Annotated in this window: 12 protein-coding genes; 11 read left to right on the forward strand and 1 reads right to left on the reverse strand. The window is 61.2% G+C overall.

The window, feature by feature from the left end:
• Positions 1–72: 72 nt before the first annotated feature.
• Positions 73–417: a cupin domain-containing protein gene (locus BBF94_RS21850; RefSeq protein WP_065261044.1), complete on the reverse strand. Its 345-nt coding sequence runs from the start codon at positions 415–417 to the stop codon at positions 73–75.
• Positions 418–941: 524 nt separating this feature from the next.
• Here BBF94_RS21850 and BBF94_RS21855 point away from each other — a divergent pair.
• The 11 genes from BBF94_RS21855 (at position 942) to BBF94_RS21905 (ending at position 15,638) form a co-directional block, all read left to right on the forward strand.
• Complete coding sequence (locus tag BBF94_RS21855) at positions 942–1,511, forward strand: acyl carrier protein (RefSeq protein WP_065261045.1); 570 nt, start codon at positions 942–944, stop codon at positions 1,509–1,511.
• An 8-nt stretch (positions 1,512–1,519) separates the two neighbouring features.
• Complete coding sequence (locus BBF94_RS21860) at positions 1,520–2,794, forward strand: beta-ketoacyl-[acyl-carrier-protein] synthase family protein (protein WP_065261046.1); 1,275 nt, start codon at positions 1,520–1,522, stop codon at positions 2,792–2,794.
• 1 nt (position 2,795) lies between these two features.
• Positions 2,796–3,854 carry a beta-ketoacyl-[acyl-carrier-protein] synthase family protein gene (locus BBF94_RS21865; protein WP_065261047.1) on the forward strand — a complete coding sequence of 353 codons (1,059 nt, stop codon included), beginning with the start codon at positions 2,796–2,798 and terminating at the stop codon, positions 3,852–3,854.
• Positions 3,851–5,146, forward strand: a complete 1,296-nt coding sequence (locus BBF94_RS21870) for a beta-ketoacyl-[acyl-carrier-protein] synthase family protein (protein WP_065261048.1) — start codon at positions 3,851–3,853, stop codon at positions 5,144–5,146. The genes BBF94_RS21865 and BBF94_RS21870 overlap by 4 nt, the downstream gene beginning before the upstream one ends.
• The gene (locus BBF94_RS21875; protein ID WP_065261049.1) at positions 5,143–6,351 is read left to right on the forward strand and encodes a beta-ketoacyl synthase N-terminal-like domain-containing protein; all 1,209 of its coding nucleotides are present in this window, start codon (positions 5,143–5,145) and stop codon (positions 6,349–6,351) included. Before BBF94_RS21870 ends, BBF94_RS21875 begins: the two co-directional genes overlap by 4 nt.
• A 54-nt stretch (positions 6,352–6,405) precedes the next feature.
• On the forward strand, positions 6,406–9,276 hold the full coding sequence (locus tag BBF94_RS21880) for an aminotransferase class III-fold pyridoxal phosphate-dependent enzyme (protein ID WP_065261050.1): 2,871 nt from the start codon (positions 6,406–6,408) through the stop codon (positions 9,274–9,276).
• 9 nt (positions 9,277–9,285) lie between these two features.
• Complete coding sequence (locus BBF94_RS21885; protein WP_065261051.1) at positions 9,286–10,023, forward strand: 3-oxoacyl-ACP reductase family protein; 738 nt, start codon at positions 9,286–9,288, stop codon at positions 10,021–10,023.
• The gene (locus BBF94_RS21890; protein ID WP_065261052.1) at positions 10,020–10,784 is read left to right on the forward strand and encodes an SDR family NAD(P)-dependent oxidoreductase; all 765 of its coding nucleotides are present in this window, start codon (positions 10,020–10,022) and stop codon (positions 10,782–10,784) included. Before BBF94_RS21885 ends, BBF94_RS21890 begins: the two co-directional genes overlap by 4 nt.
• 2 nt (positions 10,785–10,786) lie before the next feature.
• Entirely contained in the window at positions 10,787–12,082 is a 1,296-nt protein-coding gene (locus BBF94_RS21895; RefSeq protein ID WP_065261053.1) for a DUF1302 family protein, read from the forward strand.
• Between the two features lie 70 nt (positions 12,083–12,152).
• Positions 12,153–12,989 carry an outer membrane lipoprotein-sorting protein gene (locus BBF94_RS21900; protein ID WP_065261054.1) on the forward strand — a complete coding sequence of 279 codons (837 nt, stop codon included), beginning with the start codon at positions 12,153–12,155 and terminating at the stop codon, positions 12,987–12,989.
• Positions 12,990–13,022: 33 nt separating this feature from the next.
• Complete coding sequence (locus BBF94_RS21905) at positions 13,023–15,638, forward strand: efflux RND transporter permease subunit (protein ID WP_065261075.1); 2,616 nt, start codon at positions 13,023–13,025, stop codon at positions 15,636–15,638.
• Positions 15,639–15,654: the final 16 nt, after the last annotated feature.

Raw genomic sequence — 15,654 nt, forward strand, 5'->3', positions numbered from 1 at the left:
CGACAGGCCTGTGCGCGGCACAGGCCTTTATTGCCGGGAAATCACGTCGGGTGGTTTCCCGGCTTTTTTGCATCAGGCGAACACGAAATATTTGCGCACGGTCTCGACCACTTCCCAGGTGCCCTTCATGCCCGGCTCGACGACGAAAATGTCTCCGGCGCGCAGATGGATAGGCTCCATGCCATCCGGGGTGATGACGCAGTAGCCTTCCTGGAAATGGCAGTACTCCCATTTCACGTAATCCACCCGCCACTTGCCGGGGGTGCAGATCCAGGTGCCCATGATCTTGCTGCCATCTTCGCTGGTGTAGGCGTTGAGGTTGACGGTGTGCGGATCGCCCTCGAGCTTTTCCCATTTACAGGCGTCGAGTACGGGCAGCGGGTGGGTGTCGCGCAAAACGGTAACAGGTGCGGTCATTGGTGAGTTCCAGAGCAGGCCTTGAAGCGGAAGCTGCACCCTATAGCGCCGGGTACTTTGCCAATTGTCTGGGTTCGACATTCAGTTGCTCATAAACGCAACAACGGATTGCACTGAACGGTTAGTCAATAACCCGCTGGAACTTTAATTAAGGCAATGTACTGATCTGGAACAAAGGTTATGAACTTATAACAAAATTACTTGCTTTAATTTGACAGGTGATACGCCAGGGGTCGTCGCTAAGTTGCTTTCCAAAGTTGAACATGAGTGCGGCGGGCGCGCTCCACCCTACGCAGACATTGTTAAGTAAATATGTCGCTCCGACCAAGCGCCTGCACCAATCGAGTGCAGCGTTTACGGGCTTGTGCACGTTCGTCTCAGATCAATAAAAAACTTTGAACAGTTCGTTGACTCTCCCCTTAAGGGCAGAGTTTAGATTTCCGCCGCGTGAGAAGTTGCTGTGGGAAAAGTTACTTCTCGAATACGGAAAATATGAGTCAGACACCACATATAGGGAGATAGAAATGAACAATCCATTGGACTTGGAACAGGTCATTGGCAGCACCCGCGCCATTCTCGCGCAGTTGTTGGTAATGAGCGCTGACGAAATCGATGAACACAGCAGCATCGTCGAAGATCTGGGAGCGGACTCGCTGGACATCGTCGACCTCAGCTTCCAGCTGGGTCGCCAGTATGGCTGCACCTTGCCCAAGACCAGCGTGCTGGACCACGCGGTGGCTGTGTGCGGGGATGCCAGCGAGTTTCTGGCCAATGGCCGGATCACTGAAAACGGCAAGGCCCTGCTGGAGCAAAGCCTGAGCGCCTACGCACCGGACCAGCTCAAGGCCGGCATGCAACCGGCGCAGGTGTTTGCGGCCACCACGGTTCTCAACTGGGCGCAGCAGTGCCGCAATCTGTTCAATTACCTGCCGTCGAGCTGCCCTGACTGCAACGCCCATCAAGCCGTGCTCAACGAGCGTCAGCAAGTGGTCTGCGGTGCATGCAGCGCACGCCTGGTGCCGGCCGATGGCGACAAAGTCTCCCGTCAACTGGTCGAGCAGTTTGTCGCCACTCACGTCAAAGAGACGGTGTAGGAGCTCACATGCGGGCACGAGAAGTCTATGTGAGCGGGTTCGGCCTGGTGGCGCCCATGGCGCTGGACGCCGCCACGTTGTTCGAGCGCATCTGCCGGAAACAATCCTGTGTCCGCGAACATCCCCGGTTCCAGGCATTGGGGTTTCGCAACAGCGCGGCCGGGTTTATTGATGAAGCACAGTGGCAGAAGATCGCCGCCGGATTCGGTGGCAATGCAGCGTTGCACCCGCGTCAGAGCGTGCTGGCCGAGTACGTCGCGCGTCAGGCGTTGCAGCACGCCGGTCTGACACCGGCCGACTTTGCCCACAGCCGCAGCGGTCTCTTTCTGGGGGCCAACAAATATTGTGCCGACAGCGACGATCTGCAGCGGGTCAGTCGATGCATGGATGACGCAGGAAGAGTCGATCTGGATCGCCTGCTGGACCATCCGGCACCGTCGGGCTCGGCCTTCGTGCGTCGGGTCGATCAGCAGACCCAGCATCTGGCGGACTGGCTCGGTATCCGCGACTGCATCTCGACCCACTCTGATGCCTGCGCCGCCGGCACCATGGCCATCGGCAGCGCTTTCCGGGCGATCGAGCGCGGTGAAGTGGATCTGGCGATTTGCGGCGCCGTGGAGCTGATGGCCAATGAGCTGCCGTATTACATGTTCAACAGCCTCGGCGCGTTGTGCCAGGCCGACCTGCCGGCAGGCGAGCAGAGCCGCCCGTTCATGCCCGATCGCAGTGGTTTTGTGCTCAGCGAAGGCGCGGCACTGGTGATTCTCGAATCCGCCGAGCATGCCCGACGCCGCAAGGCCAGGCCGTTGGGACGAGTGTTGGGCTACGCCAATGTCTGCGAAGCCCAGAAGATGACCTCCAGCAGCCGGGATGGCAGCAAGTACGAGGAATGCATGGACGCAGCAATCGAAGATGCCGGGCTGCTGCGCAGTGCCGTGCAACACGTCAACACCCATGGGACTTCCACCCAGGCCAACGACAGTTGCGAGGCCCTGGCCCTGCAGCGGCTGTTTGGCGAATGTCAGGACTTCATGACCTTCACCGCCAACAAATCGGCCATGGGGCACTCTCTGGCGGGCAGCGGTGCCATTGAAGCCGTGCTGTCGTTGATGACCTTGCGCGACGGTGTGTTGTTGCCGACCTTGAACTATGAGCCTGAGCGCGCCGAATACCCTTCACTGAAGTTCCTCAGTGAGCCGATGCGCCAGTCGATCAACGTGGTGATGTCCAACTCCTTCGGTTTCGGCGGCGTCAACAGCTCGCTGGTTCTGGGGAGGGCATGACATGAACAGACCCCTCTACATCAATGCCGCTGCCGTACTCAATGCGGCCGGCAGCGAATGCGCCGATCTGCTCGGCACACCGCCGGTGCCACAACCGCTGACCTTCGACCTGCAACGCAAGGCTCTGGCGTTGCCCGTGCCGCGCCTGGCCAGTGATCTGTTCGATCGCAAGATCCAGCGCAGCGTCGAACCGCAGGGGCTGCGTCTGCTGCATTGCGCTGCACGGCTGGCGCCCGCGCTGGCGGCACTGCAACTGCCTGCAGCGCGCATTGCCCTGACTGCCGCCATTCCGGAGGTGGACGCGCCGAGTCCTTGCTGGGATGCAGTGCAGGCGATCCTCGAACAACCACACAAACAGCTGTCGCAACTGTTGGCCAATACCCCGCCATTGCATGCGCTGACATTGCTCAACAGCAGCGTGATGGCTTACGTGGCCGAGGCGCTGAATTGCCATGGCCCGATGGGCGGCTTCTGCTCCCAGGACAATGCCGGGCTCGATGCGTTGATAGAGGCCTGTCAGCAAATTGCCGAACGACACGCCGATGCGGCGCTGGTGGTCAGCAGCAGTCCGAACCTGACACCGGCCCTGTACCTGCGCGAGCCTGATCTGGCGGACGAGCCGGTTTACGGTGAAGGCGCTGCGGCGCTGTTGCTCAGTTCGAAACCGCTGCAGGACGCCACGCAGGTCTTGCGCGTGGCCGGGTTTGCCCGAGGCTACAGCGCGGATCCGCAGCGTACGCTGGCCGTCGGCAAACGCGTGATCGAGCGCGCCCTGAGCAAGGAAAAACTCTGTGTTGGCGACGTTGCCAATCTGGTGGCCAATCCCGCCGACCGGCAACTGATGAGCCTGTTTGAGTCGACGCCACAATGTCTGCGCAGTGTCAGTGCAATGACCGGCGAACTGGGCGCCAGCGGATTGCTGACCGAGGTCGCCATGACTTTGCACCACAGTCGCGAAGCAGGCGCCGTGCCTGGTTACACCTTGCTCGTCAGCCATGGTCGCGCCGGTCACTGGGGCGCATTGCTGTTGGCCAGTGAAAACCTGGAGAAGTACGCATGAGTGCGACACGGATTGTGATCACCGGAATGGGCGCGGTAACCGGATTCGGTTTCGAATGGCAGACCCTTTGGGAAAAAATGCTCGGCGCCGAACACTGCGTGCGCCCTTGGCAGCCGCAAGACCTGCAGGACAATGAATTTCCGGTTCGCTACGCGGCGCCCGTGGACATGACGTTATTGCCCGGGCATTTGCAGAACCACCCGGCCTGGACGCTGCCGCTGGAAAAACGCAGTCGCTTTGGCTGGGTGGCTGCCAGCCAGGCCGTCGCCGACAGTGGGCTGAATCCCGGGCAATTGCGCGAGGCTGCCGTGCTGTGTGCTTCCGGGGCACCGCAGCACATGCTCGCCGACATGCTCCTGACTCAGGCGCCGGACGGCGCTGCACCGGACTGGCAACACCTGATGGCGCGGGCCGCGGAAGTCAGTGCCGAAGGCTCCTTGCGTCAGGCGAACGACCGGCTGGCGCGAGTGATTGCCGACGACCTTGGTTGTGAAGGTCCGGTGATCAATATCAGCAGTGCCTGTGCCGGCGCGTCCCAGGCGATCGGCAATGCGTTCCGGATGATTCGTCGCGGCGAAGTGGACGTTGCCGTGGCCGGTGGCGCCGACTCGGTGCTCAACCTCGACACCATGGCGGCGTTGTACCTGCTGGGTGCCGCCTCGGGCGAGCAACGCTGGGGCGCTGATCTGTGCCGACCGTTCGATCGTGACCGCAGCGGCCTGATCGCCGGCGAAGGCGGCGGATTCGTTGTATTGGAAAGTCTTGAACATGCTCTGGCGCGAGGGGCGACCCCGTATGCCGAAGTGCTCGGTTACGGCAGCAGTCTCGATGCCTACAAGGTCACCGCGCCGCAGCCGGAGGGCCGGGGCGCCGCGTTGGCCATGCAAGCGGCGCTGGACGATGCCGGGTTGCAGCCGCAACAGATTGACCTGATCAATGCTCACGGCACCTCGACACCACTCAATGATGTCGCCGAGACCCTGGCCATCAAGCAGGTGTTCGGTCGGCACAAGCATTTTCAGACGCTGGCCGTGAGTGCCAACAAATCGCAATTCGGTCACCTGATCGCGGCGGCAGGGGCGCCGGAGTGCATTGTCACTGCACTCGCCTGTCTGAACGATCTGGTCACGCCCACCGTGAACCTGCACGAGGCCGATGAGCGCTGCGATCTGGATTATTGCGCCGGTCAGGCCGTCAGTCGTCGTGTGGATTACGCCCTCAGCAACTCCTTTGGCTTCGGCGGGCTGAACACCTCGCTGGCACTTGGCAAATATAGGGAGCACGGACAATGACTAGCGCCACTGCACGCATTGCCATCGCTGGCAGCGGTTGTGTGTTGCCCACGGGCTGGGGTGTCGAGGGATTCTGGTCGGCAGCCCGGGAAGGTCGCAGTGCGATTGCGCCTCTGCAAACGCCGCTGTTTCACAGTGAACGCATCGCCGCATTCGGACAGATCAATGACGCCACGCACCAGCGCAGTCGCCAGGACGTCGCGCAAAACCTGCAGCGTTACTGCCCGCCGGCGGTGATCTGGGGCGTGAGCGCGGCACGCCAGGCGCTGGCCGAGGCCGGCGTCGAACCCGGCCGGGACGGCTTGCGGTATGGCCTCTATTGCTGCCAGGGCGGGTATACCCATCCGTCGGTGGCTTCCTATGGAGAACTGCTTCAAGAGTCCCGGACCGACAACGCAGCCGACATGAACCGCCTCGCCCGACAGGTGTTGCAGGAGCGTGCGCTCGATCCGTTTCTGGTGCTCAAGAGTCTGAGCAACGGCTTGCTCGGCGTGGTCAGCCTGGCGTTGAAACTGGAGTGTGAGTGCAACGCCTACATGCAAGGCGTGGCCGGCAATCTGGCGGCATTGCGTCAGGCGCATAGTGCCTTGCAGAGTGGACGAATCGACGTGGCCATCGTGGTCGGGGCCGGCAGTGAGCTCGACCCGCTGGCGCTGGCCGCGCTCGCCGAGGCCGGTGTGATCGGTACCGACGGTTCCCGGCAGATGCTCGCCTTCGACCGAAAAGGTTCGGGCGGCATTGCCGGTGAAGGCGCCGCTGCGCTGGTGCTGCGGCGGGCTGCGGATCTGCCGCCGGAACCGCAGACCTGTCTGACGGCGCTGTTCGCGCACCCGCGTCTGGACGCTCTGAGCCTGCCGGACAAACAGGTCGATCTGCTGATCAGCAGCGCCACCGGCACTGCGCACAAGGACGCCGATCTGGCCCGCACGCTGGCCCGTACCGGCGCCGCACACATCACCAGCAGCACGGCGTTGACCGGCATCCTCAGCGGTGCGCCGAGCCTGGTCGACCTGATTCTCGCCCGCCAGATGCTGCAGGCCCAAAGCATCGCTCCGATTGCCGGGCTGACGCAGCCGGTGGATACCCATCTGCCGTTTGTGTCGGGCGAACCACGGGATGCCGTTCTGCACGATTGCCTGGTGATCAACCGCGACGACAACGGCTTCAGCGCCTGTTACCAACTCGACTTGCAGGCGGACGACTGACCGCTTGAAGGCAATACATCGCTTCTGAATTTTTACTCAAGGGATATGACTGTCATGGATTACCGCGATTACGTTCGGCCAAAATTCGTTGAATTGATGCAGGCCCTGGGCCTGGAGTGCCAGTTCCATCGGGCGCAGGGCAGCAAGCTGTTCTACCGCGACAAACAGGGTGACGAAGTGACCGTCACCGATTTTCTCGGTGGCTACGGTGCTGCGCTGTACGGTCACAACGATCCGCAATTCGTCGATCAGCTGTGCGGCCTGTTGCGCGCGGATGTGCCGTTCAACGCGCAAATGTCGGTGCGCAGCGCGGCGGGGCAGTTGGGTCGCGAACTCAGCGAAGCGTTCAACCGTGAGCTGAACAACACCGAGCGCTACATTTCCACGTTCTCCAACAGTGGCGCCGAGTCGGTGGAAATCGCCGTCAAGCATGCCGAGTACCGCCGGCAGAAAAACCTGCAGAAGCAGTTCGACGAGCATGATTTCGAACTGGCGAACCTGATGAGCAGCGACAAGGCCTATGTCGAGCTGGAGGTCGATGATCTCGAACTGCCGGCCGGCCTGTTGCCGCCGCACCTGACCAGCGTGACCGTGCGTCAGGTGGCCGAGGCGGTGCGTCAGCACAACCTCGCGCAACTGCATGTCGAGCCGGTCTTCCTCGCGGTGCGGGGCAGCTTCCACGGCAAACTGGTGAACACCGTTCAACTGACTTACGGCAAGCAATATCGCAAGCCATTTGCCCGTTTCGGGCTCAACGTCGAATTCATCGACCCGGATCAACCGCAGCAGTTGCAAGACCTGCCGGCCCGCCATCAGCATCACTGGCTGAGCCTGGAGTGGAACGGCGAAACCCTGCACGTGCGTCGTGAAGCGTTCAGCGCAATCACTGCCGTGCTGCTGGAACCGATCCAGGGCGAGGGCGGGATCAACGAGTTTGCCAAAGAGTTCTACCTGGGCCTGCGTCGCCTGTGCAACGAGCAGCAATGCCCGCTGGTCATCGACGAAGTGCAATCGGGTTTCGGCCGCACCGGCACCTTGCTCGGCGCCACCCATTTCAACCTGCAGGGCGACTACTACTGCCTGTCCAAGGCGCTGGGCGGTGGCTTGATGAAAATCGCCGCCACCGTGATTCGTGCCAGTCATTACGAAAACGATTTCAGCTACATCCACAGCTCGACCTTCGCTGAAGACGATGCCTCGTGCCACATCGCACTGTCGGCCCTGCGCCGGTTGTTCGAGAACGACAGCGCCATGCTCAAGGATGTGAACAAGAAGGGCGAATACCTCAAGGCTTCGCTGCTGGAGCTCAAGGCGGCCTACCCGGACGTAATCGCCGATGTGCGCGGGCGCGGTCTGCTGCTGGGCTTCCAGTTGCATGACCTGACCGGTGCCAGTTCGCTGGTCCAGGCGTCGGCGCAATACAACGAAGCGCTGGGCTACATCATTGCCGGCTACCTGTTGCAGTTCGAGTCGTTGCGTGTGGCGCCGTCGGGCAGCAATGCCAATGTGATTCGCCTGGAACCCCCGGTGTGCATCACCTTCCAGGAGATCGATGGCCTGATCGCTTCGCTGCAAAAAGTCTGCGACATGCTGCGTCGCCGCGATGCATTCCCGCTGGCCGCCGGTGTGTGTGCCGACAGCATCGATCATGTGCCGGCACGCGAGGTCAGCTTCACGGAGACCGACAGCCTCCCAAAGTCTGACGAGAACGTGCGCGTGGTAGCACGCGTGGCGTTCATCAATCACCTGATCGATGCGGACATGCTCAGTGACGTCGACCCATCGCTGTCGACCCTGAGCCCGGAGCAGAAGCGCGAGTTCATCAAACGCATGGCCCCCGAGCGCCGCGCGGCGCCCATCGGCCCGGTGCAGATTCGCTCGAAACTGGGCACGGCGGTGGAATTCACCCTCTATCCGCTGTGCATGGATTCCGATGCGATGGCGGCTTACATCGCCAGCGGTGATCTTGAAACCATCCGCGAGGAGGTCGGCAATCGCATCAAGGATGCCCGCGCCGACGGCTACAGCGTGGCCGGCCTGGGCATGTACACCTCGATTGTCACCAACAACTGCCAGGCGCTGAAAATTCCTGACATGGCGCTGACTTCGGGCAACGCGCTGACCATCGGCATGGGGCTGGAGGCAATCGAGCAGGGCTGCAGACAGCAAGGACTGGAACTGAGCCGGCAGACCGCTGCCGTGGTCGGTGCGGCCGGCAACATTGCTTCGACCTACGCCTCGCTGCTGTCGACCCGTGTCGAGCACCTGATCCTGATCGGCAGTGGTCGTGACGGCTCGCTGCGACGCCTGGAGAAAACCGCTCAGCAGATTTACGCCGAGGCTGCCCGCGCCCTACTCAAGGGGGTTGCCGAGCACGATCGTCTCGCCAGTCGCCTGCAGCAGCTGCAGGGTATCGACGCCCTGCTGCAAGCCCATGGCAACAGTGCCGATCTAGGTCAGCGTGTGGCACAACTGGTCGATGAGCAACTGGGAAGCAACGCGTTCATCACCGTCAGCAACGACCTGGAGGCCTTGAAACAGGCGCGCATCGTGCTGTGTGCGGCGAATGCACCGCAGGCGTTTCTCGGTGCCGGACACTTTGCCGAGAACAGCGTGATCTGTGACATCGCCGTTCCGCTGAACGTGGACCAGAACCTCGCCGGTCAGCGCTCCGACGTGCTGTACATGCACGGCGGGATTGTCCAGACGCCGCTGGGCGATGGCCTGGCCCCCAACGTTCGCGCCTACCTCAAGCAAGGGCAGTTGTATGCCTGCATGGCGGAGTCGGTACTGATGGGGTTGTCGGGCATGAAACAGCACTACTCCTACGGCGACATCAGCCGTGAGCAAGTGCAGCAGATCCGTGCACTGGCCGCGACCCACGGGTTCAGCCTCGCGCAGTTCAAAACCGACAACTCGCTGTAAGGAACGGTCATGCCGAACAAAGTAGCAGTAGTGACCGGTGGCAGCCGTGGCATCGGCCGGGCCATCGTCCTGGCGCTGGCGGGTGCCGGTTATCAAGTGGCGTTCAGTTATGTGCGCGATGAAGTAGCGGCGATGGCCCTGCGTGATGAAGTGCAGGCGTCGGGCGTGGATTGCCTGGCGCTGCAATGCGACATCAGCCGTGGCGACAGCATCGAGTCATTCTTCGGGCGGGTGGAAGCGCATTTCCAGCGCGTCGATCTGCTGGTCAACAACGCCGGCATTACCCGTGACGGCTTGCTGGCGACGATGCCGGCCAGCGACATCCTGGACGTGATCCAGACCAATCTGGTCGGCACCTTGCTCTGCTGTCAGCAGGTACTGCCGGGCATGCTGCGCCAGCGCAGTGGCTGCATCGTCAATATCAGTTCGGTCGCCGCGCAAAAACCCGGCAAGGGCCAGAGCAACTATGCCGCGGCCAAGGGCGGGGTCGAAGCCATGACCCGCGCCCTGGCGGTCGAGCTGGCGCCGCGCAATATCCGGGTCAACGCGGTGGCGCCGGGGATCGTCAAGACCGAGATGAGCACCGCGCTGATTGGCAGCCAGGAGGAGCAGATCCAGTCGCGGTTGCTGATCAAGCGTTATGCCGAGCCGCAGGAAATTGCCGAGGCGGTGCTGTACCTCGCCGACCGTGGCCTGTACCTGACCGGGGAGGTCCTGCCGGTGAACGGCGGGTTGAAAATGCCATGAGCCGCACGATTCTGATTACCGGTGCGGCCAAAGGCATCGGTCGCGCCGTGGCCGAGGACTTCGCGGCCAATGGCGACAATCACCTGATCCTGCTGGATCTGGATTTGCCGCAACTGCAGGGCTGGGTAGAAGAACAGCAGGAGCGGATCAAGGCGCGGGTAGAGACTTATGCGGCGAACATCGCCGACCTGCCTGCCATGGAGACGTTTTTCAAGCAGCTCGGCACCCGGATCAAGCAGGTCGACGTGCTGGTCAACAGTGCCGGCATCTGCAATGAAAACGAGCCCGAAGATCTGCACAACTGGCACAAGGTGATTTCGGTCAACCTCAACGGTACGTTTTATGTGACTTCGCTGTGTCTGGCGCTGATGCCGGATCGGGGACGGATCATCAACATGTCCTCGATCCTCGGGAGGGCCGGCAAAGTACGCAATACCGCGTACTGCGCCTCCAAGCACGGCATCGTCGGGATGACCAAGGCCCTGGCGCTGGACCTGGCGCCACGGCAGATCACGGTCAACGCCATTCTGCCGGCCTGGATCGATACACCGATGCTCCAGGGCGAGCTGGCGACGCAGGCGGCGATCGCCGGTCTGACCCAGGAACAGATCGTGCGCAACGCGAAGAAAAAACTGCCGATGCGCCGCTTCATCCAGAGCGAAGAAGTGGCCGCGATGGTGCGGTATCTGGCCAGTCCTGAAGCCGGCGGGGTCACGGCCCAGAGCCTGGTGATCGATGGCGGCGTCGGATTGGGAATGTAGCGATGCCAGGATCTATCAACCGCATCGCCTGGGCGGTGTGGGCGTGCGTGGCCGCTCCGGCGGCTGTCGCGGCCCTGGAAGTCGATGATCTCAAGCCCGATTACGCCGACGCCGAAATCGGCGTGGCCACGGCGCTGCGCCTGCACGGTGACGATCAGGTCACGCAGAAAGCCGTGTATTTCAAAGCCAATCTGGAGGACAACTGGGACGGCGGTTATTACAAGGCCAAGGGCCGCGTACGGTATGACGCCCGCTACGACGGCAACAACCCTTACAGCGAACGCGCCCGGGACAAATATCGTTTCGACGCCGATTGGCGGCATCTGTATGTCGGTCATTCGCTGGGCGACGGTGAAGTGACGGTCGGCTGGCAGCAGGTGGTCTGGGGGCGTGCGGATGAACTGCGTGTGCTGGACCAGATCAACCCGCTGGACTATCGCGATGGCCTGACCCCGTTGCTCGAAGACAGCCGCATCGCCGTGCCGATGGTGCGCGTGACGCAGCCCGTGGGCGAGTGGGAACTGGAAGCGCTGTGGATCACCGACTTCGTCAAGAACCGGCCGCCGGTGGCGGGCAGCGAGTTCGCCGCGCCGCTGTTTGCGGCGCCCGATCCCGAGTATTTCCTGCTGGATTCCAAACCCGGTTATGACGGTGACAAAGGCTACTCGTATGGTCTGAGCGCCAATGGCCGGATCGGTGCAGTGGACACCAGTTTCGTGGCGCTGAGCGCACGTCAGCAGGACCCGGTGTATGCCGTCGAAGGTCTGGCCGATGACGGTCGTACGCGCCTTGAACGCCAGTTTCCCCGTTACACCATGGGCGGTGCAGGGCTGGCGATCGACGCCGGCCACAGCATCGTGGTGCGCAGCGAGATTGCGTGGTTCGACAATTGGCGCGTGACCAATCCGACCCGCGCCTATGGTGCCGACAGCACTTCGATGGTCAAGTCGCTGCTGGGTGTCGACTATCTGTGGCGCGACTGGCTGATTTCGGCGCAATGGCAGGAACAGGTGTTGCTCGACTGGCAGGACGGAATGCTGCAGGACAAGCGCGAGCCGCTGTTCACCCTCTCGGCCGAGGGCACTCACTGGCAGGACCGGCTCAAGAGCCGACTGGTGGCCGCCGCCTCGCCACCGTACAAGGACAACGCTTTGTTGCAGGGCATCTTCACCTACAAACCCGTGGACTACATCAAGCTGGGACTGGAAGTGGACGTGTTCTTCGGCAAACCCGACAGGGCCTTCGGCGAGTACAGCAAGCGCGATCAAGTGCGCCTGTCCGCCGGCTATCTGTTTTAACCCCGTGACGCCTGCCTGCCGTCGGTGGCGCAGGCCCGCATGTACTCATCCGACGAAAAGGGAAATTCCGATGTTGCCGCTTTTGAAAAGTCTGACCGCCACCGCGTTGATCCTCAGTGGCGCCTGCGCGAGCGCTGCCGACGGCAGCAATGCCGATGAAATCATTCGTCAGGTGCGTGATCGCAATGACGGTAAAAGCTTCATGTCCCAGGTGTCGTTGATCCTCCACGACAAGAAAGGCAATACCCGGGTTCGTGAATTCACCTACCTGCAGAAGGACTACCCGGACAGCGACAAATTCAGCATGTATTTCTCGGCACCGACCGATGTGCGCGACGTCGCGTTCCACATTGAAAACCCCCATGAGCCCCTGGGCCTGGAAGACAGCCAGTGGATGTACCTGCCGGTCAGCCGCCAGACCCGCCGGATCTCCACCACCGACAAGCGCGGCTCGTTCATGGGCAGCGAATACTCCTATGCCGACCTGGACAAGATCCGGGTCAAGGATTACTCGCAGAAATTGCTGGGCGAAGAGCAGATCAAGGGCCGCGACTGCTACGTGATCGAGCGTGAGCCTGCGTCCCCGGAAGTGCTGGCCAAGACCGGTTACAACCAGCTCAAGGTGTGGATCGACAAGCAGAACTTCCTGGTCATGCGTCAGGACTTCTTCGACGTCAAAGGTGTACTGATCAAGCAGATGCGCACCCAGAAGGTCGAGACCATCGACGGAATCGACAGCATCGTGCTCAGTGAAACCGAGCACTTCATCGACGGCACGCGCTCGGAAATGCGCTTCAACCAGTTGCAGTACAACGTTGCGCTGGAAGACCGACTGTTTACCCAGACCGCCATCAAGCGCGGACTGAAAACCGGTGACATACCGGAATTTTCCGTGTCTGCCCGTTAAGCGCCGCTCCCGACGACCCTGGAACACATGATCATGGAAAGATACCTTAACTTCGTCGAGCGCCATGCGCGGGCGATCGTTTTCCTGCTGGTGGCGATCACCGCGTATTTCACTTATACGCTGGGCGCGCTGATCTCGGACACCAACCCTTATCTGCTCAAGGACAGCCATCCGGCGCGCAAGACCATCATCGATTTGCAGGGTGAGTTCACCGGCACTTTCGACTCGGTGATGGTGGCGTTGAACAACCCGCAGACGGTCTTCAACAAACAGACGCTCAATGCGCTGTTTTCGATGTCGCAGTCGGTGCGCAAGATGATCCTGGCCAACGACGCCGACAAGGAGCAACTGACGCAGATCGTCGCCCGCTACCCGAATGACAGCCGCGCGCAGTTATTGACCCGGGACATTCTGGAGGACGGTTTTTCCCAGAATGATTACGCTCAGGCCAAGGCCCTGCGCGATCATGCCCAGAGTCAGAACTGGGATGCTCATGATCAGTTGTTCCTGACCTTCCTCGCCGAGCGGATCAACCCGATTCGCGAAATGGCGTCGATGGGCGACCTGGAAAACATCGTGTTGACCGACGGTGGCGAGTTGTTGATCCACAAGACCCTCAACGCCTATGACATGGACCCGGCCTTGGTCGAGTCGCAGATCATGGGCAACGAGCTGATGGTCGACGGGGTGGTGTCGAAGGACAAGAAAGTCGCAATGCTGGTGGCCGAACTCGGCACCAAGCAGGATGACGCCCAGGCGCAACTGCGCGCCTATCAGATCGTGCGGGGCATCGTCGCGAAGTATCAGGCAGAGCATCCGGAGTACAAGGACGAGATTTTCATTGCCGGCATGCCGATATTCATCGCGGCCCAGCAGGAAATCATCGACCATGACCTGGCGGTGCTGTTTCCGATCGTGTTTCTGCTGATCACCCTGCTGCTGACGTTCTTCTTCCGCAAACCGCTGGGCGTGCTGTTGCCGCTGTTCAACATTCTGTTCTGCACCATCTGGACGCTGGGCCTGATGGCATTGCTGCGGGTGCCGTTCGACCTGTTGACCAGCGTGTTGCCGGTGTTTCTGTTCACCATCTGCTGTTCGGACGCCATCCATGTCATGGCCGAATACTACGAGCAGAAAAACGCTGGCAAGAGCAACCGTGACGCCAACCGCGAAACCCAGCGCCTGATGGTAGTACCGGTGGTGTTGACCACAGTGACGACCATCGCCACGTTCATGATTTCCACCACCAACAACATCGTCAGCATCCGCAATTTCGGCGTGTTCATGTCCATCGGCCTGACGGCGGCGCTGATCATTTCGTTGTTGCTGATTCCGGCCTGGATCTCCCTCTGGGGCAAGGATCAACCGGCGCAGACCAGGGTGGCTGTGCACAAGGAATCGATCATCTCGCGTTATCTGGTGGCGTTCTGCGCCTGGATGATCCGCTTTCGCAAACCGATTCTCATGGTCATGTTGCCGCTGCTGGCGCTGGCCACCGTGTTCACCTTCCGCGTCGATATCGAAGACTCGGGCATCGCCTATTTCAAGCCCGAAAGCCATATCCGCATCTCGGACCAGTTCATCAACCACGCCAACGTGGCGGGGACGGCGCCGGGCTGGATTGCCATCGACAGCAAGGAGCCACGTGGGGTGCTGACCACGGAGGTGGTTCAGTTCATCGACAGGCTCGACCACTTCATCAAGCAGCAGCCGAACGTGAGTTACGGTTACTCCCTGGCCACTTACGTCAAGCGCATGAACCTGGTGCTCAACGACATGAACCCTGATTACCTGCGCGTTCCCAACGCCATGGAAAAGGTGAGCTCAGTCAATGATGACGGGCAGGTCGAACAATTCGAAGTGCCGGGCAATTCGCTGATCGAGCAGCACGTGATGCTGTTCGAAAACGGTGGCGGCTCGGACTTGAACAACGTGCTCAACGCCGACTTCTCCAAGGCCTTGACGCTGTACACCATGACCTCGTCGGTCGCCAGCGATTATCAGGGCATGCTCGATCGCCTCGACGCCTGGCTGCTGGTGAACAAGCCGGCCAACCTGGAGGTGACGCATGCCGGCACGCCGTTGATCTGGACCGGTGTGTTGCAGGAAATCACCCAGGGCCAGGTCCTGAGCTTTTCCCTGGCGTTGCTGGTCGTCACGCTGATGATGATGTACTGGCTCAAGTCCGTGCGGCTGGGCATTCTCGGCATGTTGACCCTGCTGACCACCTCGGTCACGGTCTACGGCTTCATGTTCCTGTTCGAGATCCAGCTGAACATCGGCACGACGCTGGTGACTTTCCTGGTGGTGGGCGTGGTCGATTACGCGGTGCACCTGCTGTCGCGCATCAAATGGCTGGTGCAGCAGGGCATTGAAGTCGACGCGGCGATTCTGCAGGCGATGCACAGCGTCGGTCGCTCGACGGTGATCAACGTAGTGATTTTCTCCGTGGGCTTCATGGCGCTGCTGTTTTCTGACTTCAAGCCGATTGTCGACCTGGGGGCACTGGTGGCCATGGCGCTGTTCTCCAGCGGGGTCATGACCATCATTCTGGTGACGCTGGTTTCGCCGTGGTTCTTCGGCGCAATTGAGCCGGTTGCACAGCCCGCTCGGGCGCAACGCCTCGACGCAGAGGCAGTACCGGGCTGAACAGGCCTGAGCCGGT

Origin of the sequence: Pseudomonas bananamidigenes (genome assembly GCF_001679645.1) — a bacterium.
GTDB classification, from domain to species: Bacteria; Pseudomonadota; Gammaproteobacteria; order Pseudomonadales; family Pseudomonadaceae; genus Aquipseudomonas; species Aquipseudomonas bananamidigenes.